General features: G+C 39.8%; 25 protein-coding genes and 4 tRNA genes. 13 read left to right on the forward strand and 16 right to left on the reverse strand.

Annotated features, from left to right (window positions below; all coding sequences use genetic code 11):
- Positions 1 to 64: 64 nt before the first annotated feature.
- From ACWIWK_RS03765 to ACWIWK_RS03775, 3 genes are all read right to left on the reverse strand, one after another.
- Complete coding sequence (locus ACWIWK_RS03765) at positions 65 to 388, reverse strand: hypothetical protein (protein ID WP_454150975.1); 324 nt, start codon at positions 386 to 388, stop codon at positions 65 to 67.
- Between the two features lie 142 nt (positions 389 to 530).
- The gene (locus tag ACWIWK_RS03770; RefSeq protein WP_454150977.1) at positions 531 to 1,301 is read right to left on the reverse strand and encodes a hypothetical protein; all 771 of its coding nucleotides are present in this window, start codon (positions 1,299 to 1,301) and stop codon (positions 531 to 533) included.
- Between the two features lie 18 nt (positions 1,302 to 1,319).
- Positions 1,320 to 1,631, reverse strand: a complete 312-nt coding sequence (locus ACWIWK_RS03775) for a hypothetical protein (protein WP_454150979.1) — start codon at positions 1,629 to 1,631, stop codon at positions 1,320 to 1,322.
- 266 nt (positions 1,632 to 1,897) lie between these two features.
- Between ACWIWK_RS03775 and ACWIWK_RS03780 the strand changes: the two genes are divergently transcribed.
- Genes ACWIWK_RS03780 through ACWIWK_RS03790 form a run of 3 tightly spaced genes read left to right on the forward strand, consistent with a single transcriptional unit; the run spans position 1,898 to position 5,206 of the window.
- Positions 1,898 to 2,905: a hypothetical protein gene (locus ACWIWK_RS03780; RefSeq protein ID WP_454150981.1), complete on the forward strand. Its 1,008-nt coding sequence runs from the start codon at positions 1,898 to 1,900 to the stop codon at positions 2,903 to 2,905.
- 19 nt (positions 2,906 to 2,924) lie between these two features.
- Entirely contained in the window at positions 2,925 to 4,163 is a 1,239-nt protein-coding gene (gene xseA, locus ACWIWK_RS03785) for an exodeoxyribonuclease VII large subunit (RefSeq protein ID WP_454150983.1), read from the forward strand.
- 53 nt (positions 4,164 to 4,216) lie between these two features.
- Entirely contained in the window at positions 4,217 to 5,206 is a 990-nt protein-coding gene (locus ACWIWK_RS03790; protein WP_454150985.1) for a catalase, read from the forward strand.
- 102 nt (positions 5,207 to 5,308) lie between these two features.
- On the opposite strand, the gene ACWIWK_RS03795 is transcribed toward ACWIWK_RS03790, so the two are convergent.
- Both ACWIWK_RS03795 and ACWIWK_RS03800 read right to left on the reverse strand, forming a co-directional pair.
- On the reverse strand, positions 5,309 to 6,706 hold the full coding sequence (locus tag ACWIWK_RS03795) for a 2-hydroxyglutaryl-CoA dehydratase (protein WP_454150987.1): 1,398 nt from the start codon (positions 6,704 to 6,706) through the stop codon (positions 5,309 to 5,311).
- Between the two features lie 21 nt (positions 6,707 to 6,727).
- Positions 6,728 to 9,811, reverse strand: a complete 3,084-nt coding sequence (locus tag ACWIWK_RS03800) for an acyl-CoA dehydratase activase (protein WP_454150989.1) — start codon at positions 9,809 to 9,811, stop codon at positions 6,728 to 6,730.
- 255 nt (positions 9,812 to 10,066) lie between these two features.
- On the opposite strand from ACWIWK_RS03800, the gene ACWIWK_RS03805 reads away from it, so the two are divergent.
- A complete protein-coding gene (locus tag ACWIWK_RS03805; protein WP_454150991.1) occupies positions 10,067 to 10,801 on the forward strand; it encodes a hypothetical protein in 735 nt (244 codons plus the stop codon).
- Positions 10,802 to 10,821: 20 nt separating this feature from the next.
- Positions 10,822 to 11,988 carry a UDP-4-amino-4,6-dideoxy-N-acetyl-beta-L-altrosamine transaminase gene (pseC, locus tag ACWIWK_RS03810; protein WP_454150992.1) on the forward strand — a complete coding sequence of 389 codons (1,167 nt, stop codon included), beginning with the start codon at positions 10,822 to 10,824 and terminating at the stop codon, positions 11,986 to 11,988.
- A 40-nt stretch (positions 11,989 to 12,028) separates the two neighbouring features.
- Here pseC and ACWIWK_RS03815 read toward each other — a convergent pair whose 3' ends face one another.
- On the reverse strand, positions 12,029 to 12,769 hold the full coding sequence (locus tag ACWIWK_RS03815) for a hypothetical protein (RefSeq protein ID WP_454150993.1): 741 nt from the start codon (positions 12,767 to 12,769) through the stop codon (positions 12,029 to 12,031).
- 176 nt (positions 12,770 to 12,945) lie between these two features.
- Positions 12,946 to 13,752 (reverse strand): hypothetical protein, encoded by an 807-nt coding sequence (locus tag ACWIWK_RS03820; protein WP_454150995.1) that lies wholly within the window; start codon positions 13,750 to 13,752, stop codon positions 12,946 to 12,948.
- Between the two features lie 105 nt (positions 13,753 to 13,857).
- Between ACWIWK_RS03820 and glyS the strand changes: the two genes are divergently transcribed.
- The 6 genes from glyS to ACWIWK_RS03850 are packed head-to-tail and all read left to right on the forward strand — an operon-like array spanning position 13,858 to position 20,013.
- A complete protein-coding gene (gene glyS / locus ACWIWK_RS03825) occupies positions 13,858 to 15,993 on the forward strand; it encodes a glycine--tRNA ligase subunit beta (protein ID WP_454150997.1) in 2,136 nt (711 codons plus the stop codon).
- The gene (rsmH, locus tag ACWIWK_RS03830) at positions 15,990 to 16,934 is read left to right on the forward strand and encodes a 16S rRNA (cytosine(1402)-N(4))-methyltransferase RsmH (protein ID WP_454150998.1); all 945 of its coding nucleotides are present in this window, start codon (positions 15,990 to 15,992) and stop codon (positions 16,932 to 16,934) included. Before glyS ends, rsmH begins: the two co-directional genes overlap by 4 nt.
- Positions 16,935 to 17,231 carry a hypothetical protein gene (locus tag ACWIWK_RS03835; protein WP_454151000.1) on the forward strand — a complete coding sequence of 99 codons (297 nt, stop codon included), beginning with the start codon at positions 16,935 to 16,937 and terminating at the stop codon, positions 17,229 to 17,231.
- Between the two features lie 35 nt (positions 17,232 to 17,266).
- On the forward strand, positions 17,267 to 18,280 hold the full coding sequence (gene purM, locus ACWIWK_RS03840; protein ID WP_454151002.1) for a phosphoribosylformylglycinamidine cyclo-ligase: 1,014 nt from the start codon (positions 17,267 to 17,269) through the stop codon (positions 18,278 to 18,280).
- A 37-nt stretch (positions 18,281 to 18,317) separates the two neighbouring features.
- On the forward strand, positions 18,318 to 19,178 hold the full coding sequence (locus tag ACWIWK_RS03845) for an SH3 domain-containing protein (protein WP_454151004.1): 861 nt from the start codon (positions 18,318 to 18,320) through the stop codon (positions 19,176 to 19,178).
- 7 nt (positions 19,179 to 19,185) lie between these two features.
- Positions 19,186 to 20,013 (forward strand): shikimate dehydrogenase, encoded by an 828-nt coding sequence (locus tag ACWIWK_RS03850; RefSeq protein ID WP_454151006.1) that lies wholly within the window; start codon positions 19,186 to 19,188, stop codon positions 20,011 to 20,013.
- A gap of 18 nt (positions 20,014 to 20,031) precedes the next feature.
- On the opposite strand, the gene ACWIWK_RS03855 is transcribed toward ACWIWK_RS03850, so the two are convergent.
- The 9 genes from ACWIWK_RS03855 to ACWIWK_RS03895 all read right to left on the reverse strand — a co-directional run bounded on the left by ACWIWK_RS03855 (position 20,032) and on the right by ACWIWK_RS03895 (position 23,894).
- Entirely contained in the window at positions 20,032 to 20,472 is a 441-nt protein-coding gene (locus ACWIWK_RS03855) for a hypothetical protein (protein WP_454151007.1), read from the reverse strand.
- Complete coding sequence (locus tag ACWIWK_RS03860) at positions 20,459 to 20,869, reverse strand: hypothetical protein (protein ID WP_454151009.1); 411 nt, start codon at positions 20,867 to 20,869, stop codon at positions 20,459 to 20,461. Before ACWIWK_RS03860 ends, ACWIWK_RS03855 begins: the two co-directional genes overlap by 14 nt.
- 6 nt (positions 20,870 to 20,875) lie before the next feature.
- A complete protein-coding gene (locus ACWIWK_RS03865) occupies positions 20,876 to 22,207 on the reverse strand; it encodes a UDP-N-acetylmuramoyl-L-alanyl-D-glutamate--2,6-diaminopimelate ligase (protein ID WP_454151011.1) in 1,332 nt (443 codons plus the stop codon).
- Positions 22,176 to 22,907: a hypothetical protein gene (locus tag ACWIWK_RS03870; RefSeq protein ID WP_454151013.1), complete on the reverse strand. Its 732-nt coding sequence runs from the start codon at positions 22,905 to 22,907 to the stop codon at positions 22,176 to 22,178. The genes ACWIWK_RS03865 and ACWIWK_RS03870 overlap by 32 nt, the downstream gene beginning before the upstream one ends.
- Before the next feature lie 16 nt (positions 22,908 to 22,923).
- The gene (locus ACWIWK_RS03875; protein WP_454151015.1) at positions 22,924 to 23,352 is read right to left on the reverse strand and encodes a hypothetical protein; all 429 of its coding nucleotides are present in this window, start codon (positions 23,350 to 23,352) and stop codon (positions 22,924 to 22,926) included.
- 140 nt (positions 23,353 to 23,492) lie between these two features.
- Positions 23,493 to 23,569: transfer RNA gene (locus ACWIWK_RS03880), tRNA-Arg, on the reverse strand.
- Between the two features lie 30 nt (positions 23,570 to 23,599).
- Positions 23,600 to 23,676, reverse strand: a tRNA-Arg gene (locus ACWIWK_RS03885).
- 36 nt (positions 23,677 to 23,712) lie between these two features.
- Positions 23,713 to 23,789: transfer RNA gene (locus ACWIWK_RS03890), tRNA-His, on the reverse strand.
- Between the two features lie 27 nt (positions 23,790 to 23,816).
- Positions 23,817 to 23,894 (reverse strand) — tRNA-Pro (locus ACWIWK_RS03895).
- Positions 23,895 to 24,067: 173 nt separating this feature from the next.
- Here ACWIWK_RS03895 and thiD point away from each other — a divergent pair.
- Positions 24,068 to 25,012: a bifunctional hydroxymethylpyrimidine kinase/phosphomethylpyrimidine kinase gene (gene thiD / locus ACWIWK_RS03900; RefSeq protein WP_454151016.1), complete on the forward strand. Its 945-nt coding sequence runs from the start codon at positions 24,068 to 24,070 to the stop codon at positions 25,010 to 25,012.
- Between the two features lie 113 nt (positions 25,013 to 25,125).
- Positions 25,126 to 26,010: a hypothetical protein gene (locus tag ACWIWK_RS03905; protein WP_454151018.1), complete on the forward strand. Its 885-nt coding sequence runs from the start codon at positions 25,126 to 25,128 to the stop codon at positions 26,008 to 26,010.
- Positions 26,011 to 26,037: the final 27 nt, after the last annotated feature.

Raw genomic sequence — 26,037 nt, forward strand, 5'->3', positions numbered from 1 at the left:
AAAGAAATAAGGCATATTTTTATGTAAAATAAATGCAACTTTATTACCAATTCTAAATTAGGAGTTAAAATAACGGAATCCTTCCCTTTGTTTCAGGAATATCCAAGTCGCAGTTTTTAAAACCATTGACTATTCCACAAATGCCATAAGCTCCAAGACCAATAAGAATATTAGCTCCCAATGCAACCCAAAACTCACCCTTAATCTCTTTCATCTCTTCTTCGCTCAGCACAGCGACATTTACGCTGTTAGCATTCGCACCAAAGAGCATTTCCATATCTTGCTTTTGCAAACCTGTTGTAGGTTTTTGTGAGATTGTCTCACCTGCATTAAGAGAGCAGATTCCTAACACCGCCACTAAAACCATTGAAAAAATAGACTTATTCATATTGAACTCCTTGGGAAAATTCACCTTAGAGCCTGTTATCACTAAGGCATATTTCAATTATAGTAAAAAACAGCCATAAAATAACAAAGTTACAATATTTAATACTTGTTGCGATAGGTTACTTTTTGTTGTCATAAACTATCTAAAACTCCACTCCCATTTCAAGCATTCCAGCGTAGTTGCTACTCTTAGGATAGCTTACAAGAGCATTGTCATAAGTTGCCTCGCTTGAAGCACCAATGTTTTGGTATCTGCCAATAATGCGAGCGAAGTAAGCATAGCCACCACCAAACTCATAGCTAATCCCCATACTTGCATTGACTTCAAAGTTTTTAAGAGAATTTTCAATCTTTGCAGATGTATCATTACCATACCAATATCTGGCATAGAGCCAACCATATCCTGCACCATAGGTAAGCTTAAGATTCTCTCCTATTGCCACATTGCCATCTAACTCCACGCCAAGCAACGAATATGCACGACCAAAGCTATTTGAAGGAGTTTGACTTACCATACTGCCAAATATATTGATAAAGAGCGGATTGTCTTTACTCAGCACATTAAATCCCCCCTTTAGCTTTGCATCATAATAGAAATATCCCGCATTTGTCTTTAGTGTAGTTGGGAATGTGCCTTTAAGGTTGTTTTTCCCAGCACCTATACGCACATCAAATCCAAACTGCGCTCTTGCACTCCATACATACTTCGCGCCAATATAGAGGTAATAGGCTTGCGAGAGGACATCGCTCGCATTTAAGTTGTAATACGCCCCACCAATGCCAACACTCTCATAGAGACAATATCGCTCTTTGCAATCCGCACTCGCAACACTTGTCTCATAGCTTGCGGCACTGAGATTGACTGATAAAATACTACACAAACCAAGTGTAAAGATTTTGTATCTTATCAACATTGTTCTATCCTCCTAGATTTAAGGCATTAAATCTATTTCAAACTTAAAGTCGCAATCCTTACCGTTAAAAATTCTACAACCCCCATATTGTATCCCACTAAAAAGAGCAGCCCAGCCTAATGCAACCCAAAACTCACCCTTAATCTCTTTCATCTCTTCTTTGCTAAGCACTGCGATATTTAAATCTTTCGCATCTGCATTCGCACCAAAGAGAAACTCCAACTCTTGGCTTTGTAAGCCACTGATACCTTGCTGAGCTTGCACTTCACTTGCGCTAAGCATTGAAGCACTCAACATACCTGCGAATAAAAAAGCAAACAACTTTTTCATTGGCTACTCCTTGTGTTAAATTTTTATCCTTTGCGCAAAATTGCACAAAAGACAAAAGCATTATATATAAATATTGAAGTTTTTACAAGCCATAAAGCGCACATTTTACAAACATTTTACATTTGATTGGTTTTGTAAAAGTTATGTAAAATATATCAGGTATTATAAAGCAAAATAATTTGAGAATCTTTACATAGTTTGTGGCTACTTTTGTTATAATTTTATCTTTAAAGATTTTAGTAATTTTGTGTCTTAAGGAGAGCGCAATGCCAATGCAAAAAATCATCACGCGTAAATCTCAAGAGGAGTTTTTGCTTCACCACGACTTTGAAAAGGCGCAACTCCAAATTATGAACTCTCAAGAGATAAAAGAGCAATATGAGAGTGTAACGCGAAAATCTATCTATGCCTTTATGCAGGCGACAATGGACGATAATGGTGTCAAGGGCATTGATACTTCTGGGATTATCGATGTCGAGCAAGTCAATGCGTATAAAGAACGATTGCGTGAAGTGATTGAAGATTCTGTGGAGACTATTAAGGTGCTTTTAGAGGGATATGAGGCTTTTAGTTATGCGGAGGTGAATGATTTGTTTGAAGCTGTCTCAAGGCATCTCCCAGCACACAGAATGCAAAAAATCTCTCGCACGGCGTATCGCCAATACCAAGAAATCCTCTTAGCAAGAATCCAAGAATCCCTCAAAGAACTTCCCGATGAAGAAAATAAAATGCTTGTAGAGCATTATGAAGAAAACAGAGAAAACATTATCCTTTTGCAAGATACGCTTAAAAAGCTCGATGACCCACTCACTAGAGAGCAGCTTTTAGCCACTTCAAGGACAAAACTCCTTATCGTGCAACTCTTTTTGCCAAATATTTTAACCGAAACTTATGATAAATATTTTAACAACACACCACAAAAGCTCGAACTCGTAGGCAAGATTATGTCTCTTACAGGACTTTACACCAAAGACCAGCTAAAGGTGCTCCCTATCGAGCAACTCCAAGAAATACACGAGGAAATACTCGAGCATAATCGCCAAGAAGAAGAGGACAAAAAAGTGTTCTTAAAATATTCACAAGCCATTTCTGAGGCTATGTTTAACAATGATGATGATACATTTAGTGAAGTGTGTTCAATCGCAGTTACGCATCTAACCACCACCCAACTTCAAATGCTCGTAGAATATATGTCAAATCAAAACCCACTTTTTACCGCGAAGTTTGAAACCATAATGCGCGAATATAAGAAAAAAATGAACTTTAAGCGATAGTGTAGTCCTATAATAAAATATGCAAGTTCTCACGCCAAGCACGCTTAATAGCCAAATAAAAGCTCTTTTGGAGAGCACATTTTTACAAGTAAGCGTAAGAGGCGAGGTAAGCAATCTTACCATTCATAGTAGCGGTTTTATTTTTTTTAGCCTTAAGGATAGCAATTCTCAAGTGCGTTGTGTGATTTTTAAAGGCAATGCAAGCAAGCTAAGATTCCAAATGCAAGAAGGATTAAACCTCATTGTGCGTGGAAGTGTGAGTGTATATATACCGCGTGGCGAATACCAAATAAACTGCCTAGAAGTCCTGCCAGATGGTATAGGTGAGCTTTCGCTCGCCTATCAGCAGTTAAAAACCTCGCTTCAAGCAAAGGGATATTTTGATAACAAAAAGCCAATTCCAGTATTTCCAAAGCGTGTGGCGGTGCTCACCTCTACCACAGGTGCGGTAATAGAGGATATTAAAAAAGTTGCACAAAAGCGGTGGAATCTTGCGAAGTTTTTTGTGCTTAATACCCTCGTGCAAGGCGAGAAAGCAAAGGAATCTATCGCTACAAATATTGCATATATTGATAGCTTTTTTGGGACACCTAAAGGCTTTGATGTCATTATCATTGGCAGGGGCGGAGGCAGTATGGAGGATTTATGGGCGTTTAATGAAGAGATTGTCGCGGACGCTATTTATAGTGCTAGGACACCAATCATTAGCGCAGTAGGGCACGAGAGTGATACGGTAATGAGTGATTATGTCGCTGATATGCGCGCCCCTACGCCAAGTGCTGCGATTGAAATGCTATTGCCCGATAGATTTGAGTGGCTACAACGAATCGATGATATAAGTGAGAATCTTACACAAAGTTTTACACAAGTGTTTCTTGCTAAAGTTGAGCAGTTAGGATATTTAAAAGAAATGTTACAACATTTAAGTTTTGAAGGGGCAATCAATGCAAAGCATTCGCAACTTGCAATGCTTGAGGAGAGTATAAACTTCGCTATTCAAAGAGCGTTAAAAGATTGTGAGTTTGCGCTTAGCCCACTTCCAAATGCTCTAACGCAGGGGATAACACATAGATTTGAGTGCGCCACAAATGACATAGAGCAATTATGTAATGCCATAAGCGCGCGAGACCCACACCGTTTAAGCGCATTTGTGCAGATTGAAAAAGATGGGGAAATAAGGACATTGCAATCCTTAGTAAGTGGTGATGAGGTGCAACTCATAGGAATCTCACAATCTAAAAGCGCGAAGATTCTCTAAAGAAAGTTTTATGCTACAATGTTTGGATTGTAAATTATTGTAAGGAAGTAAGAATGCAAAAAAGAATTTCACAAACTTTTGTTTGGAATGGACTAAAAGTGCTTGTTGTAGTATTTTTGGGATTTTTTGGTGTGCTAAGAGCAGATGTGCAAGATGATGCACAAGAGATTGTAGAGTATTTTTACACACTTAATGCAGAGGAGGCAAATCCACATAAAAAAATCAATCACGCTAAGGGTTTTTGCGCTATTGGGGAGTTTATCCCTAATAAAGAAGTGGCAAAGGACTTTGCTATCCCGCTTTTACATAATAAAAGTAAAGTGAAAGTGCGATTTTCTCTAGCAGGTGGGAATCTAAAACAAAGCGATAAGTCAAAAAATCGCTCCTTAGCACTAAAAATACAGGGCAAAAATGACAGCTGGGAAATGGCAATGACAAATGCGAGGATAACTTTTGCCACTAATGCGAGTGAGTTTAAGCAGTTTATGCGATTGCAAGTGCAACAAAAAGAGGGTAAAATCACGCAAGATAAGGCAGATAAACAACGAGCAAAAGTGCGCTCGTTTGCAAACTTTGCCAAAGAAGTTCAATCTCTGCCAATTACACCTAGCTTCGCAAATAGCGCGTATCATAGCGTGCATACATTTGGGTTTTTGCAATCAAATGGAGATTTGCTTTTGGCGCGCTTTAGCTTTATCCCAAAGGCGGGTATAAAGGGTTTAAGCAAAGAAGAATTAGATGGACTAAATGATGAATTTTTAGAATCTGCGTTCAAAAAAGCACTATCAAAAGCTCCTGTGGAGTTTGATTTGACGCTTATTGTGCCAAATAAAACTGATAGGATTAAAGACACTGCATCAGTTTGGGAAGGAGCAAGAGAGAGCATCGTTCTTGGCACGCTAAAAGTTAGTAAGTTTGATGGGTATGGTTGTAATGGCGAAGTTTTTATGCCAAGTAATTTGCCACAGGGTATTCAAGCACCAAATGATGATATTTTTGAGCTACGCAACCTCGTGTATGCACTTAGTGCTTCAAAAAGATAATCTTAGTTTAGGTGATTTTAGTGATTTGTTGTGAGGTTTGTGAAAATTGAGCGTTTGCAACCTTTGAGATTGTAGAATCTCAAAGGGGTTGTGGCTCATATTTTATGCTTCTTGTAATGCTTTTTCTTGCATTTCTTTTTTTGCGTTTGAAAGCATTAGTTTAATGCGGTTTTCTTGATTGACACGCGTAGCACTTGGGTCATAATCGATTGAAACAATGTTGCTTTGCGGATTTTTCTCCTTAATGACTTTCATCATTCCGCGTCCTACGATGTGGTTTGGCAAGCAACCAAAAGGTTGCGTGCAAATGACATTATTTACACCTTGCTCGATAAGTTCAAGCATTTCAGCAGTAAGCAACCAACCCTCGCCCATATTCATCGCTTCACTTACATAGCCATCAGCAAGTGATTTGGTGTGTTTGAAAGCTGCTGGTGCGCGGAAAACCCCGTGTTTTTTAATGATGTTGATAAGGTCTTGTTGTTTGCGACAAAAATACTCAAACACGATTTTATAAATAATCCTTGTGGAGAGCTTACCACCATACATTTTGTTTTCCACAATGCTATCGTTTATGCAGTAAAGACAAAAATCCAAGAATCCCGGTATCACAACCTCGCAATTCTCTTGCAACAAGAAATCCTCTAGGTTGTTATTCCCAAGTGGCGAGAATTTGATATAAATCTCCCCCACGATTCCCACTTGCACCTTGCGTTCTTTGCTTCTAGGGATAGAGGCGAAGTCATTGAGAATCTCCATCATATCGCGTTTTTGTGCTTTATAGTTTGTAAGTCCCGCGTTTGTGCCCACAGTGCTAAGTCTAGTTACCCATTTATCCACCATCGCGTCAGTATCGCCTTTATTAAGCTCATAAGATTTGCATTGATTAGCGATATTCATTAGCAAATCCCCATACACAATCGCAGATAGGAGGTTTTGTAGCATTGGACGCGTAACGCTAAAGCCTTGACCGCTTTCTAACCCGCTAAAGTTGAGCGAAATCACAGGGATTTGCCCAAATCCAGCTTTATTCAACGCCTTACGCAAAAGGTGGATATAATTACTCGCACGGCAACCACCACCTGTTTGTGTGATGAGCAGGGCGACTTTGCTTAAATCCCATTTACCACTTTTAAGCGCGTCTATCATCTGTCCAATCACAAGCAAAGCAGGATAGCAAGTGTCATTATGCACATTTTTAAGTCCCTCATCAACCACGCCTTTGCCATCGTTATGAAGCAACTCCGCCTTATATCCGTGCAAACGCAAGATATTCACTAAGAAGCGGAAGTGAATGGGGAGCATCATTGGCACTAAAATGCTGTGCGTTTCTTTCATCTCTTTTGTGAAAGGGACTTTGATAATTTCGCGTTCGCCTTTTAGTGTGGCGTTATTGCTTGCCACACCCACATTCCATTTTTGCACATTTGGAAGATTGTTTGCAGAATCTAAGCCTTGAAACCCCATAAACCCTTGTGTCATTGTCATTTTTTGTGTCATTGTGTATCCTTTGTGTTGAGTTTAGTTTGTCAATGCGGTCATTTTGCGCATTTCTTGTTGTATATTATTGTAGAAAAGAATGCTTGTGTGCGGACTTTTCTTGCCTGAAATCTTTTCTTCCATAGCACCAAGTAGCGAGCGGATTCTGATTTTGACTGCGCCAAGGTTGCTAATCTCATCAATTTTGATTTGTGTGTAGAATCTACCGCGTGCTTCTAAGATGTCGCGCACTTCATCAGTAGTAATAGAATCTATCCCACAACCAAAGCTCACCAACTGCACGAGCTCAATATTTTCGTTGTGGCAGACAAACTCAGCAGCATTATAAAGCCGTGAATGGTAGCTCCATTGATTGAGGATTTGGAGATTTTGTGCATCGCCTAAGTGTGATATGGAATCTTCACTCAAAACCACCAATCCAAGCGAATTTATGAGCTTGTCAATGCCGTGGTTGATTTCAGGGTCGATGTGATAAGGTCGCCCGCTTAGCACGATAGCTTTAAGGTTATGTTCTCTTATGTGAGCGAGCACGCGCTCACCTTCTTGTTGAATGTCATCAAGCCACGCTTCTCTATATGCGTATGCTCTCTCAAGAGCTTTGGCGTATTCTTTTTTAGACACTTTGAGTTCTTTAACAAAAAAATCAAGAGATTTTTTATAAAACTCATCTTTTTTATGTAAGCCCACATACGGATAGAGGAATCTCACTTCGCGTAATCTATCGACATTTGAGTTTAATAACTCTGGATAGTAAGCTACCACAGGGCAGTTATAGTTATTTGTGCTTGTGTCTTTATGCTTTTCATCAGATTCGAAGTTGTAACTCATACAGGGGTAAAAAATCACCTCCAAACCTTTGTCCATCAAATCTTCAATATGTCCGTGCTGAAGTTTTGCAGGATAGCACACGGTATCGCTTGGGATTGAGTATTGTCCGCGCGCATAAGTCTTGCGGGTAGTCATACTAGAGACGACTACCTCATATCCAAGCTCACTTAGTAGGGTGTGCCAAAATGGCAGATTCTCATACATATTAAGCCCTAGTGGGATTCCAATCTTGCCTTTTGAGCCAAATTTCACTACACTTTGTTCTTTATTGAATCCTTTATAGGCAAATAAATCACGCAATTTCTCAAGTTTGTATTCATACATATTTGGCAAATGCACAATTTTCTTAAAGCCTAGTGGCTTATCACAGCGATTCCCAGAGATGAATTTTTTTGCTCCATAAGTATCACTAAAGCGGTTAATGGTAAGATTGCAGTGATTCCCACAGAGGCTACACACAGTGGCTTTTGCGTGATGATTGAAGTTCTCAAGTGCCTCTTTGGTAATGATTGATGAGCTATCAAGGTTTAGTCCCTTGGCATAAAGTGCTGCACCAAATGCACCCATAAGCCCACTAATTTTAGGGCGAATGACATTGCGTCCAATTTCTTTTTCAAAACTTCGTAGCACAGCGTTGTTGAGGAATGTCCCACCCTGCACGACAATTTGTTTGCCTAAATCATCAGCATCGCGCGCACGGATAACCTTATAAATAGCATTTTTTACCACACTCATTGAAAGCCCCGCGCTAATATCTTCAATGCCCGCGCCTTCTTTTTGTGCTTCTTTAACCGAGCTATTCATAAAGACCGTGCAACGACTTCCAAGCTCCACAGGGTGCTTAGATTCTAACCCAAATTGTGAAAAAGTTTGCACATCATAGCCCATTGACCGTGCGAAAGTTTCGATGAAGCTCCCACAACCACTCGAGCACGCTTCGTTAAGCATTATAGAATCAATCGTAGAATTTTTGATATAAAAGCATTTCATATCCTGCCCGCCAATATCAATAATAAAATCAACCTTTGGATTAAAGTGTTGAGCGGCTTTTAAGTGTGCTATGGTCTCTACAAGTCCAGAATCTAGGTTAAACCCAGCCTTGATAAGCTCCTCACCATATCCTGTAACGGCACTGCCTTTGATAGTGATTTTATCGCCAAAGTGCTCATAAATGTATTGGAGTTGGTGGTGGATAACGCTTGCAGGATTGCCTTGATTGGAATTATAGAATTGATAGAGGATTCTATAAAATTCATCAATAATGACAAGTTTGGTAGTCGTAGAGCCACAATCTATCCCAATGTAGGCGTTAAGTTTTTTGTAATCATTGCGTTTGAATGCCTCATCAATGTCAATTTCATCGACACTCGCGCTTTCGTGCCTTGTGATAAACTCCTCATATTCTTTTTTATTGGCAAAAAGTGGCTCAAGGTATTTGTTGCTTGAGGCGACATTTTTGGATTCTTTGAGTTTTTCTAAAAGCCCATCGCAAGTAAATTCTTTTGAGTTTGCCCTCGCGCAAAGTGCTACGCCGATAGCAACAGAGTATTGCGCATATTCTGGGAAAATGGCGTGTTCATCATCAAGTTTGAGCGTTTCTTGGAATCGCTTTTGCAATCCCTTATAAAAGAATAGCGGTCCGCCCAAAAACATCACTTTTCCCTTGATTTTACGCCCTTGTGCTAGTCCGCTCACGGTTTGATCGACTACGGCTTGGAAAATGCTTGCCGTAATGTCTTCTTTATTCACGCCTTGATTGAGCAGTGGCTGGACATCAGTTTTAGCAAACACACCGCAACGACTTGCCACAGGATAAATTTTGTTGTGTTGTAAGGAGATTTCATCAAAAGTTTTTGCATCAATGGCAAGCAGGGTTACCATTTGGTCGATGAATGCACCTGTGCCGCCAGCACAAGAGCCATTCATTCGCTCCTCTGTCCCACCGCTTAGAAATAAAATCTTGGCATCTTCTCCACCCAGCTCGATAACCACATCAGTATCAGGTTCTAAGAATTTGATTGCCTCCGCGGTCGCAAAGACTTCTTGAGCGAAGTCAATGCCCACAGCCTTACAGATTCCAAAGCCAGCAGAACCAGAGATAGACACCTTAAAGCTCCTATCTCCAATAAGCGGGCGCAAGCCCTCCACAATCTCAATGCTTTTTTCACGCACTTTGGAATAGTGTCGTTCATATTGCCTGTAAATGATATTATCATCTTCCATTAGCGCGATTTTTGCGGTCGTGCTACCAATGTCAATGCCTAAAGTCAAACCCATACAAATCTCCTTAAGTAAGTTTAAAGATTCCCTGCTTGCCTGAATTTTGGGCTATTTGTGAGAATCTCGTTTAAAGAATCTAAAGGCGTAAAAAATACGCACTACTTTAGCGAGTTTTTTTCAATATGTTGGTAAAAAATTACATTTTATCTGTATTTTATTGTCGAATTTTACAAAGTTTCACTTTGTTACGAATTTGGCTTAAATTTTGCTTATTGCAACCATAAAAGATTTAAGGAATTTAAGGAGAATCTTATGACTATCACGCCAACCACAAATACTCCAGCAACAGGAAGTAATGCCGCACCAAACAATCCAAAAGTAAAACTTGGCAATGAGTCAGGGACTCAAGCCACACAGCCACCCACACTTAAATCGCTCATACAAAAGCCCACCACTTCTGCCACAGATGATATAAAAGATTCTCACTCTCCATTTGCATCAGAGCCTATAAAGTCCGCAAATGCAAGTATTGGAAAACTTCAAACACTCAAAAAATCCCTTGATTCTATTGACTCTCACGCACAAAAAGCTCAAAAGGTGTATGACAACCAAAAAAAACTAGGCGAAATCCGCGCTAAGGTAGATAATATCATTGATGAATCAAAATTTGAGGGAAGCAAGGTTTTTGGCGTGGATATTAAGGATTCTAAAGGAAGTGTGGTTTTAAAGGCAATTAAACTTGATACTTCGCTATTAGAGGGAGATAAACGCGAAATAGAAGTGTTTAATTATGAGGTTAAAGAAATTAAAAAGCAAATCAAACCAGCCATAGATAGACTTTCTATTGACATAAACAACAACCTTAATGCCCAAGAAGAAAATGCAACCAAAGATGTCAAAAGTCAAGGTCTGCTTAAAAACCTCGACAAAGAACCTAAAGAAGAAGGCAAAATCGCTAAGTTTTTTAGAAATATGAGTAATTACTTGCGGAGCTCACATAATCCTAATAGACTTGATAGCGAGCGCGTTTCAAAGCTCCTTTCTTAAAAACTTACAAGATTCCTTAGATGAAAGTGTATCCTTATAGCACACAACTTATAGAATCTGATGATAGAGAGAGCGTTTGTCGTGCGCTAAAAAGCTCGCATTTAACGCAGGGAGAGATTACAAAAAGATTTGAAGATGCCCTCGCACAATTTGTAGGCGCAAGATATGCGCTTGTGCTAAACTCCGCCACCTCCGCACTTTATGCGACTTTTTTCGCGCTGAAAGCCAAATATTGGGCGCGAGATTCTCATATTTATGCTATTACTACGCCCATAACCTTTGTAGCGACAAGTAATATGATGCTTCAAAATGGTATTACACCGATATTTGCTAATATTAAAGAAAATGGCAATATCGACTCACAAAGCATTAAAGAAATTTTACAATCCCACCCCAAAAAAGATATGATTAAGATGATTGTAAGTGTGGATTATGGCGGGCAAAGTGTGGATTGCGATGAGATAGCCTGCATTACCAAAGAACATAATCTTATTTGGGTCTCTGATAGTTCGCACTCTTTTGGCGGGAGTTATAAGGGGCGCAAGATTGGCGGGATTGCCGATGTGAGTATTTTTAGCTTCCACGCGATTAAGCCTATTACCACTGCTGAGGGTGGAGCGATTATGACAAATGATGAGGAAATTTATGCGTTCGCAAGCAAGATTCTTAATCACGGCGTTATAAAAGGTGAGGCGTGGGAGTATGACTGCACTCATAGTGGATTTAACTTTCGTCTAAGTGAGATTGGCTCGGCTCTAGGATTATCACAACTCACAAAGATACAATCTTTCCTCTCTGGGCGTGGAGAAATTGCAAAATTTTATGATGAAGTCTTTGCTAACAATGAGTTTTTTGACACAATGGCGCGAGATTCTCATATAATGAGCTCTCATCATCTCTATCCTATTTTTTTGCGCCCCGATTTAGCACAGAGAAAAAAAGAGATTTTTGCTTCATTGCATAAAAATGGAATGCTCGTGCAAGTGCATTATCGCCCAATTTACCAGTTTAGTTTATATAAGCAACTTTGCCAAAAAGATTTCTTAGTGAGTAAGGAGGTGCGTGAATGTGCGGATAGATTCTACAATGCAGAGCTTTCAATCCCTTGTGCGCAAAGTATGAGTATGCAAGATGCAAAGATTGTAAGCGAAGTGATTATGGAGGTGTTTAAATCTGTGGCAAGTTGAGCCTTAAAGAGTCAATGAAGATATTTTATTGACTCTTTCTTTATTTTTGCGTTTGGTCTATGAGTTCGTATTGTGTAGCAAGAGGAGAGAGCTCATTCCCATAGAGGGCTTCGCACACGCCTTTAGATTCAAATTGCCCGATGAGTAAAACCCCCTCTCTTTTGGTGATGAGAATCTTACAAAGTGTATTTTGCGCATAGATAATGTGAGCTTGCGTGCTACTAAGGGGTTTTAGATAAAACTCTGCACTAGAAGTTTGTTGATTGGGGCTTTGTCCTATTTCTATCACAAATCGCAAAGTCGTTGTATCTCGCTTCTCAATGCGAAATTTTGTGTCTTTTTGTGTAGCTGTGGCAGTGTTGATATTTTCCCAATCTTTGCTAAATCGTGCTCCATCAATATACGCGCACGATGTTTGCTCCACTAAGTAATGCTCTTCTTGTGTTTTTTTGGAGTTTTTGATTTTTTTGTTTTGTGTGAGGATATTAGAATCTGGCGTAATGCTATATGTTATAAGCGGATTTGTTGTATCTGTGAAAATTATGGCTTGTGCGTCATTTTGTGCCGTTTGATTTTGTATGCGTGCGTAGATGGCTCTTTGCTCAGCTTTGTCAAAGAGATACAAGCACTCCATAGATTGTGAATCTTGCTGGCAGAGGACAGGGAGCTTGACATACCATTTTTGGCTTTCATAGCATTTTGGTATCTCTTCTTGTCCGTGCAAGAAAACCATAAGAGACATCAGCCAAACAACCACTACACTACATCGCATATTTTTCATTCTCATTCCTTGCATTACTTTAAGTAAGAATGCCAAAATTTGGTTGAGCTATGGAGTTGTGTAATTGTGAGGCAATGCCCAAAAACTCCACAGCCTAAGATACATTAGTGTAAATATCGGCGAAATTACTTACTTATAGTAAATAGATTTGAAAGAATAGCAGTTATTTTTGTGGTTTATTCATTAAGGAGGTAGAATTTGCTTGTATAGGCGTTTGTATTGTGTGCTTTGCTTGTGGTTTGTGTGCTTTTTGTTATTGTTTGTCTTTGTGTAACGGGTTTTGAGAGTGTGTTGGATTGATGTGTCATTATGGGTTGTTTTTTGTTTGTTGGTTGTGTTTGTGTTGCTGGTGTAGCGACTTTATGTGTCAATGGTGTAGAATCTCCACCAAGTGAGGCAATGGCAATATCATTTTTTGCTTTTTTTGCAAGGCTTGAAGAGATTTTTGGGATATAGTTTTGGAGGAGTTGGACGCATTTTTTTACATCTTGGTAATACTCATTTGCCATTTTGTTGCGTTGGGTGTCTTTTTCCCAGCTAAAACCTTTGTTGTAAGATTTTATGATTTTTTGCCAATCACCCTCGCGCACTTTATGCCAATACAAGAGCTCCTCAAGAGCAAGTTTTGAGGCATAATCATCATCGCGCATAAGTAATTCAGCGACCATATTACGCATAAAAGAGCTATCTTCTTCGTTGTGTTTTTTGATTACGCCTGGTATGTAGGCGTGATAAATGCCAGCTGATGGGTCGCTTAAATTTATGCGATATTCCCCTGCGCAAGATTCTTTCCACGCGATAGCTGCCATTGTGTAGCCATAGCCACTTTTTACCCCGTAATTAAAGGCTTTAATAATGATGGCTTTTTGTTTTTGATTAAATTCATCAGGTGAGACACACTTGCCCCTAATTTTGTCAAGTGGCAACGCATTTGCAAAACACACAATAAGCGTGATGAGTGCTATCCATTTCAGTCTTTGCATTTTTATCCTTATGAAATTGGCGTTGTATTTAGCGATTTAGCTTTGCATTTTTCATCTTTGCGTGCTAGAATTACGCCTTATACATTTTAATTTTGGGAGATAGTTTTGAGCACCACCACACTTTTAATTGAGATTCTAACCCAAGAACTTCCTGCTATTCCGTTTCTTAAGGAATTTCCCAATATCAAATCCAAATGGCGTGAATCGCTAAAACACTATCATATCCACGATGATGAGGAAGTAAGCATTTTTTATACCCCTCGCCGAATTGTGATTTTTTCACCAAAATTCCCACTAAAAAGCAAAGAGCGTGTTATAGAATCTTTTGGTCCTCCTGTGAGCATCGCATATCAAAATGGCGTGTTAAGCAAGGCTGGTATTGCCTTTTGCGCAAAAAATGGCATAGAGGCAGATTCTAAAGAATTACAAAGAGCGAGTAAAGATGGAAAAGAGGTGTTGTATTACAAGCAAAATATCGCGGGGGTAGATTGTGCGGATTTGCTACAAGAAGTTTTTAGCGCATTTGTGAAGTCTTTGCATTTTGGTAAAAGTATGCGCTGGGGGAATCTAAGCGATGAATTTATCCGCCCTGTGCAAAATATCTGTGCTTTTTTGGGCGATAGGACACTAGATTTAGAGGTTTTTGGTGTTAAATCTATCCCACAAACCTTTGGACATCGCGATATAGATATGAAACCAACCAAAGTAAAAGACATACCTGCATATTTTGAGACGCTTAAAAGACACAAAGTTATCCTTAACCAAGAGGAGAGAAGGGCAATTATCCTCTCGCAAATCAAAAATATACAATCTGCGCATAATGTTGTGGTCGAACTAGATTGCGAGTTGCTTAGTGAGGTTGTAGCAATCACGGAGTATCCTACTTGCATTTTAGGAAAGTTTGATGAGCAGTTTTTGTCCTTGCCAAGCGAGGTCATCATCACTTCTATGAAAGAGAATCAGCGGTATTTTGCTATCTATAAAGAAAACACACTTTATAATGGCTTTATTGTGGTTTGTAATTCTACGAGTGATGATACCTCACTTATTGCGGCTGGGAATGAAAAAGTGCTTCGTGCGCGATTGTGCGATGCGGCATTTTTTTATGAAAATGACTTAAAAAAGGGGTTAGATTCCACACATTTGCGCGATATTTTGTTTGTGCAAGGGCTCGGGACACTTGCTGATAAAATTGCGCGTGAGGAAATTATCGCTAAATTTTTATGCCAAAAATATGCCAAACATTTTAGGAATGATGAGTTTGTAGGGAAAAATAACAAAGATATACAATCCCTGCTTTTAGAGAGTATCGATTTAGCAAAAGCGGATTTGCTAAGTGAAATGGTGGGCGAGTTCCCTGAATTGCAAGGAATTATGGGGGGATATTATGCGCGTGCATTGGGCAAAGATGAGCGTATCGTGCGTGCAATACAAGAGCAGTATTTGCCAAATGGTGAAGATGATGAGCTCCCATCGAATCTTTTAAGCGCGATTGTGAGTCTATCAAATAAGATTGATAGTATTTTAGCCCTCTTTAGCATTAAGAAGATTCCAAGTGGCTCAAAAGACCCTTATGCCCTACGCAGAGCGGCAAATGGTATCATTAAAATTGTGCAAAAATTTGGTTTGCATTTTGATATACACACAGATTTGACACAGATTTATGAGCAGGTGGGCTATGCTAAAGGCGATATGCAGGCAATACAATCCTTTTTCTTAGAGCGATTAGAGAGCACACTCAAAGTCAATCCGTCTATTTTTAGTGCTGTTATTGCTGGACTAAATAGCGAATCTAAATCACAGCGAGACATTGTGCGCATACGACAAAACGCGCTTTGTCTTATCCAAGTGCTTGAGCAAGGTAGCGATAAAGCAACGCTTCTTAGCACATTTAAGCGTGTGGCAAACATTTGCAAGCAATCGGGCATAAGTGATGTAAAAAATATCCATATCACGCCATCGCTTTTTACTTCCACACACGAGCAAGTCCTATACGATGAAATTTGCAAGATTAAGCAACGCTTTGCAGATTTGCATAATGCCACAGATTTTGTGCAAGATTCTGTGATTGTGGAGTTTATCCAAGCCCTCTTTGGATTAGAGCAGTCTTTATCGCAATTTTTTGACAATGTGCTTGTCAATGACAAAGACGCTACAATCAAGCAAAATCGTGAGAATCTTATTTTGTGTATTTATGCGGAATTCTTGCGTGTAGGTGATATGAGCAAGATTAGTTTATGAAGCTAGCCCATATTCCTATCTTAAAAGATACGCTTGTAGATTCGCTAAAATCTCATAGCAACGGCATTATTGTTGATTGCACTTTGGGCTTTGGCGGGCATAGTTTGGCACTTTTAGAGACATATAAGCAATGCAAGATTGTTGGCATTGATAGAGATGAAATCGCGCTCAATCTTGCCAAAACGCGATTTGAGCAAGCTGGACTAAGCGATAGAATGGAATTTTTTCATAGTGATTTTGGCAGTGCGCTTAGTGGGTTATCAAAAGAGCAATTACACCAAGTGCGCGCTATCATCGCTGATATTGGTGTGAGTTCAATGCAGCTTGATGATAAAGTGCGTGGGTTTAGTTTTCAATCAAGCAACTTAGATATGCGAATGGATACAAGGCAGGCTAAAAATGCCAATAGCGTGATAAATACATATAGTGCGTATGAATTAGAGCGCGTATTTAGGGATTATGGTGAAATTAGAGAATCTAAAAAACTTACAAACGCTCTTATGCAGGCAAGACCGATTACAAGCGGAGTAGAGCTGTGTGAGATTGTGGGGAAAGTTTTGCCTCGCACAAATTCATTGCACCCAGCCACAAGGGTGTTTCAAGCAATTAGAATCGAAGTTAATGGCGAGTTGGCGCAATTACAAAGCCTTTTAGATTCTCTTAAACAACTTGCGCGTTCTAGTGATTTAGCGAATGTGCGTGTGTGTGTTATAAGTTTTCATTCACTCGAAGATAGGATTATTAAAAATGCTTTTAGAGATTTTTCTTTGCGTTGTATTTGCCCTGCAAATGTAATGAAATGTGAGTGTGGCGGGAATAATGCGCTTGGTAACATCATAACCAAAAAACCTCTCTTGCCAAATGAGAAAGAAATTCAGTATAATCCGCGTGCAAGAAGTGCTAAAATGCGTATATTTGATATTCAAAAGAAAGGGAAATAAATGCCAAGCGATGCCACACAATCTCATAATAAACAGGATTCTATCAATACACAACATAATTTGCGCGCACGCCACAAACTCCCCTTTGCATATCTTTTAAGTGCTCTGCGAATATTTTTCATTGCCCTTGTGCTTTTTTGCCCTAAAGTGTATTTAGCCAATAACATTTATTATATCAGCAAGGAGATTGCTAACTTGCAAGTGAGTCGGGATATTTTAGAAGAGCAAAACAAGCAATTAAAGAGAGAGCGAGAGGATATTGAGTTTGCCTTTAGGGTGCTTAATGTTACAAATTAGTGCTACAATACACACTTTAGCGTGAAGGATATAGAATGAAAAAAGCTACCTACAAAGAAAGTGGGGTTAATATTGATGAGGGGAATGCCCTTGTAGATGGCATTAAACCTATTGCTAAAAGCACTTTTAATAGCAATGTTATCGGCGGGATAGGCTCATTTGCTGGCGCGTATGCTTTGCCTAGCGGATATAAAGAGCCAATTTTATTTGGCGCAACTGATGGTGTGGGGACAAAACTTCGCCTTGCTATTGATAGTGGGAAACTTGATAGCATTGGAATTGACTTGGTCGCGATGTGTGTGAATGATTTGATTTGTAATTTTGCCACACCACTTTTTTTCCTTGATTATTATGCCACAGGCAAACTTAATAAAAAAAGCGCGTTGGAAGTCATTAGTGGGATTGCAACGGGGTGTAAAATGGCGCAGTGCGCACTTATTGGTGGAGAGAGTGCCGAAATGCCATCAATGTATCAGGGCAAGGACTTTGACTTGGCTGGCTTTGCTGTGGGGGTAGCAGAAAAAGGGGAGTTACAACATAATCCAAAAGTGGCAAGTGGCGATGTGATAATCGCGCTTGCTTCAAGTGGATTGCACTCAAATGGATATTCTTTGGCGCGAAAAGTGATTTTTGAGAATCTTCAAATGCACTTTGACACACCATTTGAAGGTCGCACGATTGGGGAGATCCTCCTTGAGCCTACAAAGATTTATGTCCCAATTTTTCACTCCCTGCGCACTAAAATCAAAGCCCTAGCACATATAACGGGCGGTGGCATTATAGAGAATCTTCCGCGTGTGCTAGATTCAGAGCTTTGTGCAAAAATTAACAAAACAGCATTGTTAAAATTAACACAAAAATTACCGATTTTTGCATTGCTACAATCTCAGGTTGAGGAGCAAGAGGCACTGCGCGTATTTAATATGGGTGTTGGAATGGTGCTTATTGTCGATAAAAAACACGCAGATGAGGTAATTACCAAAAGCGGTGGTTATGAAATTGGTGAAGTTATACAAAAAAGTGGTAAAATTCAGGTAAAATTTAGCTAAAATAACAAAAAAAAAAAAACGATATGGAGAGAAACCATTGAGATTTAAATTACTAAGAATCTACTTTATCCCAATTTTAATTATTATTGTGGCGATGGGTGTGTATTTCTTTGTATTTCTTGGTATCAAAAATGATATATTGCCAAAGACACAGCGGTTGCACCACGATAATTTACAACAGACGCAAGACCCTATGGATTCCTTGCTTGCTTTTTTAGGGATTAAGCGTGGTTCTAGCACGCAATCACCTCCAAATCAAGAATCTCCCATTGCCTCTACTCCTACTAGCACTCCTAATCCCCAAGAGCCACAAGAGATTGCTAGAGAGCTTGCTCAAGCAGAAACTCCTAAGCCCATTGAGCCCACTCAAGCAGTTGAGCAGCCTTTTAATGTTAGTGAATCTAGCAACCAAACTAAGCAAAATGATGAACAAAAACAACAAGAATCTACGGAATATGTATATGCGTCTGTGCAAGTGCCAACGGCTGTGGTGCGCTCTGCTCCAAGCACACAAAGCCCACCTATCACTGCTTTAAGTTCGGGCAAGAGGATAGAGGTAGCCTCCTTTGATGATGAGTGGTTTAGGATAAAAGAGCCTATTGGTGGCTACATTGCTAAGCGTTTAGTGAGGGTGGCTGAGAGTGGAGCACAGCAAGCACAAGCAACTCCAGCACAACCTACACAAGGGACAGAAATCTCTAGTGATTCTAATGTTTATGAAGTGCTGGCTAATAGGGTGAATGTCCGCTCCGCTCCAAACACAGATGCGCCTATCATAGCGTCTCTTTCGTTAGGACAGACGGTGAGAGTGAGTGCTCTTAGTGATGGTTGGGCTACTATTATACTTGATAGCGGGAGAAAGGCTTATATCGTATCTCGAGCTATCAGAAAAATTTAAGAAACTTATGCGGCAGTTTTGCGTCTTTGGTAATCCAATAGCACATTCAAAATCCCCTCTTTTACATAATGCGACATTTAGATTTTATGATATAGATGCTTTTTATGGACGCGTTTTGTTGCCATTGGCGTTTGCAAGTGATAAGGTTTTAGAATCTAAGAGCAAAGATTGTTTGTATGCGAGTTTTTTAGAGCTTGGTTTAAGTGGGGCAAATATCACGGTGCCATTTAAGCAAAGTGCATTTTTGCAAGCTGATGAGGTGCGTGGCATTGGGCAAGAGATTGGCGCAATCAATACTTGGGTGCTTGAAAACAATGCAGTGATAGGGTATAACACCGATGCGCAAGGCTTTTTTATGTGCTTGCAGGATTGGTCGGCTAAAATTTCAAATGCACTTATTTTAGGGGCTGGTGGCTCTGCAAAGGCGGTAGCATTTGCATTAAGGCAAAATGGCATTACACCAACGATTTATAATCGTTCTTCTGCGCGTTTGGAGGAATTTTTGCAAAATGGCTTTGCGTGTGTAGAATTCACACAACTCAAAAATTGTCAAAACTCCTTTGATATAATCATAAACACCACGCCAGCAGGGCTAAACGATGAGAATCTCCCGTTAGATTCCGCGCTTTTGACCTCGCTTTTTGCTCGTGCGCGTTTTGCTTTTGATTTGATTTATGGGGTAAGGACACCATTTTTGCGCACAGCGCAAGATTTGGGGTTAGCAGTCCAAGATGGTAAAAATATGCTTATCAATCAAGCCGCACTAAGTTTTGAGCTATGGAGTGGAGGGGCAATCAACACACAGCAAGCTCTTGCCGTAATGCAACGATATTAAGATTCTAAGCAAGATGCGTTAATCTTTGTGAAATTGTGCTTTGACATCACAGATTGGAGCACGATACATAGCAGTGCTCACTATCATATCTACTCCACTGCTTGCAAACTCCTCCACATTTTTGATATGTATCCCTCCCGTAGCGGAGAGTAAAATGTGTGGAAAGCGCGTCTTTATCTCTTTGACGACACGGCTTAACTCTTTGGCACTTAATCGCTCGCATTGCAAAATATCTGCGCCCAAAAGCGCAAACTCCTGTGCTTCTTTAAGTGTTTCAACTTCAACGATAATTTTGTGCTCTTTGAAAGTATTTTTTAGTCGTTTAAAATCATTTTGAATATTTTTGCAAAGCAAACGATGCTCTTTAAAAAGTAAGATACTATCGCTTAATCCCAATCTATGTGGCAATCCACCACCGCTTACTAAAGCCTTTAATAAAAGTTTTTTAGCAAAAGGCATTGTTTTTCGTGTGCCAAGTTAGGGCGATATGTGGATTTTTTCCCCTTGCTAGACTAAGCATTTTGTGCGTATAGGTGGCTACTGAGCTTGCGTATTCTAAGATATTTTGCAATGTCTTTTGCGCGCTCAATAATCTTTGTGCATTGCCCCACAAGGTGAGAAATACCTCTTTTGGTGCGATGCAATCCCCATTGGTTGCGTGAGTTATGTATTGCAGATTCTCAAGCTGGGCTAGCCTTTTGCACTCATCGATGCCACAAAGGATAATTTCCTCATTTTTAGGGAAAAACTCCAAGTGCGCATCGCCACTAATGTTTAACCCAAAGCTCGTATTATCAAGGTATGGCACATCTTGATGTAATAAATCACGCAACTCTTCATCACTAAAGTAAAGCATTGCTATTTATTCTTGTTGGTTTGTTTGTGAAGTGCGTTTAAGAATCTCGCGGATAATTTCTCTATCATCAAAAGGAATTTTTTTCTCACCGATAATTTGATAGGTTTCATCGCCTTTGCCAAGCACAAGCAACACTTCATCGCTGGCTAAATCACGCAGGGCAAGCTCTATGGCTTTTTGTCGGTTTGATTCTATAATGGTCTTGCTACGCTCGCTAATACCCTCTAAAATCATAGCGATAATGGAATCTGGGTTTTCATTGCGTGGATTATCGCTTGTGAGATAGATTCTTTGTGCGTATTGCTGTGCTACTGCGCCCATTTTCGCGCGCTTGCTCATATCTCTATCTCCTCCTGCGCCAAAGAGCACTACAATTTTATGGTGCATAAAGGCTTCAAAAATCTGCTTCATTCCATCGTGAGTATGCGCGAAATCAACGATTACAAGAGGATTTTGACTAATGATTTCCATTCTTCCGCTTACCCCACCGAAATGTTTTAGCTTTTCACAAATTTCATCAAGAGTGGCATTGGTGAGAATCTTGCACGCGCTTACGGCACAAAGGAGATTGTAGAGATTATATTTGCCATAGAGATTTGAGTGCATTGTGGATTCTTGGGGTTGTGGCGTTGTGGGTGTGCTTTCATTCCACGCAATATGCGCGCAAATGCCATATTTAAGGCTATATGCACGGACATTCATATTAGCTGGAGATTCTATGCCGTAGCTAAGGGCATTTTGTTGATTATATGTGGCTTGCTTTTCATCGGCATTGATGAGTTTTAGCGTATCATTAGTAAAAAAGCTATTTTTCACGCGCACATATTCCTCCACATTGCCGTGGAAGTCCAAATGGTCGCTTGTTATGTTAGTGAGAATCTTTAAGGCAAAATCCACGCCCGCAATGCGCTCTTGCGCGATGGCGTGCGAACTTACTTCCATTATGAAGTAATCACAATCTTGTGCGCGCTCAAAATTCTCATATAGCTCAAGCACAGGTGGTGTAGTAAGCCCTTTTGGCTTAATTTCCTCGCCATTTATAAAAAATCCTCGTGTGCCAAGCAATGCCACCTTATAACCCAAATCAAGCAAGATAGAGTAAATACACGCTGCGGTGGTGGTTTTGCCATTTGTCCCTGTGATACCTACAATATGCTTTGGCAAGGCAAAAATTTCGGGCAAATCCTTTGCCTCAATAGATGGGGATTGTATTTTGTCGCAATATTTGGCATTTTGCGCTGTTTTGACAAGGAGCGTTTGAGAATCTGCACACCGATTGTCATCAGTGATTGCGCTAAAATCGTGGTTATGGTAGCTTAGTTTTTTTGTTAGGCGCATACGAAATTGCCTTTTTGATGATTTTTTCAATTTCTGCGTCATAATCTTGCGCCTCTAGGCTATAAGCGTATTCAAGTCCAATTTCAGCAAAGCCATTATCAATAAGCTGATGTAAGAAATGATAAAAATCCTTTTTTTTGGTAAAAATCAACTTGCTACTAAACATAATATCTTCAAATGCCTCTTTAAAGCTCCCGCGAGTGCTCACGGCTTCCAAAAAATCACCATATAAAACGCCATCTAAACTTTGCGTTTTTTTGCTATCAGTGTTTTTGAAATTGTTTGAAAGCACTAAAGTCGCCTCGTCCATTGATTGAATAATTTTTAGAATCTGTTTTTGTGATTTGAGCCTAGAAGTCCCTGAAGAGAGCAAATGCTGGTAAAACTCATAGGTCGTATGCGCGCTATCTGGGTAATCTTTAGCGTGCTCTGTGAGGAAAAGCCCTATTTTTGCTTCTTTGTTTTGTGGAGCGAGCAAAAATGCCCGCTCAAAATAATTATATGCCCGCCCATAATTTTTATGTCTAAAGAGTTTAAAGCCATCTTTGAGCAATTTATTGACTTGTTGGCGCAAGCTAATGGTTGTGAGTGCTTTAGTCTGTGGGCTTTGTGCTATTTTGTCATCAATGTGTTTGGGCGAAGATGTTTCTCCTATGTTTTGTGTGGTTTGTTGTGAATCTTGCCCGCTTTTTTTTTGCATTTTTGTCCTTTAGATTCTATATTCGTTTGCTTTTCATATCGCGGTTATCAAGTCCGCGTGTAAGCACCTTATTAAGCTCAGAAAGCATATGAGGATTCGCAGCTTTTAAATCTTCATCTACTTTTAAAATAAGCTCTGGGGTTACATTTTGATGAATGATAAGCGCAAAGAAAAACGCCTTTTTCTTGTAATCAGAAAGCTCCAAATCATCGTAATGTTTGAAAAAATCATCTACAGCTTGGCTTAATTCTACAATAGAGCTTTTTTGATTATCCAACACACGCATAATCTCATTCATCATTGATGTTGGGGTTGGTGGTTCTGGCTCTGGGGGAGGAGGCTTGGGGGTTGGACCAAAGGCATAAAATAACGCCACTACGGCAAATAAGACCGTCGCAAAAAAACTTACTAAAATAAAAACTGCCTGTGGTGAAAAAGTATCCATACTATATAAAATCCTCTACTTTAAGATTACAACTTAGCGATTATAGCCAAAAATCGTCAAAATTTTCGCAGTATTTTTCGCTTTTCTTTAGGTTTATGGGATTTTAAGGGGCTTAAAGAGTAACCAAATACAACAATAAGTGGCGCGCCCAAGAGGATTCGAACCTCTGACCTACGGCTTAGAAGGCCGTTGCTCTATCCAGCTGAGCTATAGGCGCAAGTTTTGCATTTGTGCTTTTGAAGTTAAGTGGTGCGCTCGGAGGGAGTCGAACCCCCAACCCTCAGATCCGAAGTCTGATGCTCTATCCAATTGAGCTACGAACGCCACTAAATTACCAATGTTTGCTTATAAATTATGTAATGGGGTGGGTGATGGGGCTCGAACCCACGACCCTCAGTGCCACAAACTGATGCTCTAACCAACTGAGCTACACCCACCATCAACAATATAAGAATCTCCATAAGTGGTCGGGGCGAAAGGATTCGAACCTTCGACCCCTTGGTCCCAAACCAAGTGCGCTAACCAGACTGCGCTACGCCCCGACAAAAATAAAAGCACTGATTATAACGCGCTTTGCATTAAAAAAGACTTAAAAATGCAAAAAAAATTAAAACTTGTGTTAGAATCGCGCTTTTTGAGAATCTATGGATATTTGAAACACAACATTAAGACTTTAGATTCTTAAAAATGTTAAAAATTTAGACAAAGGCATACAATGCAGGCGAAAACAACAAAAGCCACACCTATACTTACCATAGCGGGGAGTGATTGTAGTGGTGGAGCTGGATTGCAAGCGGATTTAAAGACTTTTAGCGCGCACGGATTATTTGGTATGAGCGTGGTATTAAGTGTGGTGGCTGAAAACACTGCTCGTGTGATTTCGAGCTTTGATGTGCCACGACAATACATTGATGAGCAGTTTGAGGCGATTTTTGAGGACATTCCACCAAAGGCTATAAAAATTGGAATGCTTGGCTCTAAGGAAATCATACAATGCGTCAAAGAGAATTTAGAGCGATATGCGCCTAAAAACTGCGTTATTGACCCTGTGATGTTTGCTAAAAATGGATTCGCGCTAATGCCTAGCGAGATTTGTGAATTTTATGGACAAACAATGTTGAGATTTGCTGATGTGCTTACACCAAATATCCCTGAAGCACAGGCACTTTGTGGCTTTGCGATACAAAATCTCGATGATATGAAGCGCGCCGCATTTGCTCTGCATAAAAAAGGCGCGAAATCCGTCTTGTTAAAAGGCGGGCATTATAATGATAGTGGCATAAACCATAAAAGTAGTGATATGAATGGAGAGATTAGCTCTATTAAGACGCATACTATCGCGCTCACATTGGAATCAAGTAATACACAATCCGCCACACAAGGAAATCTAAGTGTGCGTAGTGATGATGTGTTTTTTGATGGGAGGGAGTTTTTTATCCTGCCTTGTGAGAGAATAGAAACAAAAAACACACACGGCACGGGTTGCACGCTATCTAGCGCGATTGCTAGCAATTTAGCACTTGGCAACAGCGTGTTAGATTCTATCAAGCAAGCAAAAGAGTATGTGTATAATGCGATTTTACATTCTCTCGCGCTTGGTAAAGGAAATGGACCAACAAATCATTTTCATAAAAAGTTACAACCCCCATATATTGTGTAAAATCTCATCAGTCGTTGTTTTATCGCTATTGTAGCGTGTGGGTGCTATGATTTATTAGGAATGTTTTTTGCTTCAAACCTCTCAACTTAAGTTCAAAGAATATGAGGTGCAAAATGGTAGAAGAAATCACACAATCACAAAATATCGTTCCATTTGAGGTTGGCAAAAAACCTAACACAAAGAGTCAAGATAGCAATTTTAGTAATTTTTTAAAAGAAACACAAAATGAATTTAGCGCAAAAGAATCAAATATCAAAGGAGCGCAGGAGAGCACCTCTAAAGAACACACTTCAAAAGAAATCCACGCCAAAAATGCCGATAAAAAAGAAGAAGCAAGCAAAAGCACTTTAGCCAAAGGCGATGAAAGCAAAGGGACAAAGAACGCTAAAAGTGAGGAGCTAGAGCAAAAAGGAGTGAAAAAAACTGCCCAAAAAGCCAACGCAAAAGACGATGGCGATGAAGTGGTAATTGAAGATTCTCTCTCCTCTCATAAATTAGCAAGTGCGAAAAATGTCAATCAAAATGTGGCGACTTCAGTGCTTTCTCAAGCTCTAAATCAACAAAAAGACGCTTCACAAAGTCCAGCGCAAAAAGCAAGCGAGGATACTAAAGATAGCGCGTCAAAAGATTCTAAAGATTTGGGTGCTACAAAGGGGAATCTCGCAAATGCACAAAGTCCCAAAACACTTCAAGATGTGAGAAATCTCGCACAACTCAATGGATTAAACCCTACAAAAGTCGAGGCACTCCAAGATGAAGCAAGCGCACCAATAGTGCAATCAAAAGCAAAAGAATCAAGTGAAGATGTAATCCCAGAATCTGCCAAATATAAAGTCCAATACAAACTAGATAATGGAGAGTATGTGGCGGTTATCCATCGTGGCACACAAAAGCCTCAAAATATTACGACTAAAATTTCAAGTATTTATGAAAGTATAAAAACCGAAGAATCTACGCCAACGCTAAGTTCGTTATTTGGCTTAAAGGATTTACCCTAACGCCACTAATGAAGTCTCAAAAGTAAC

Source organism: Helicobacter sp. 23-1048 (assembly GCF_053654545.1).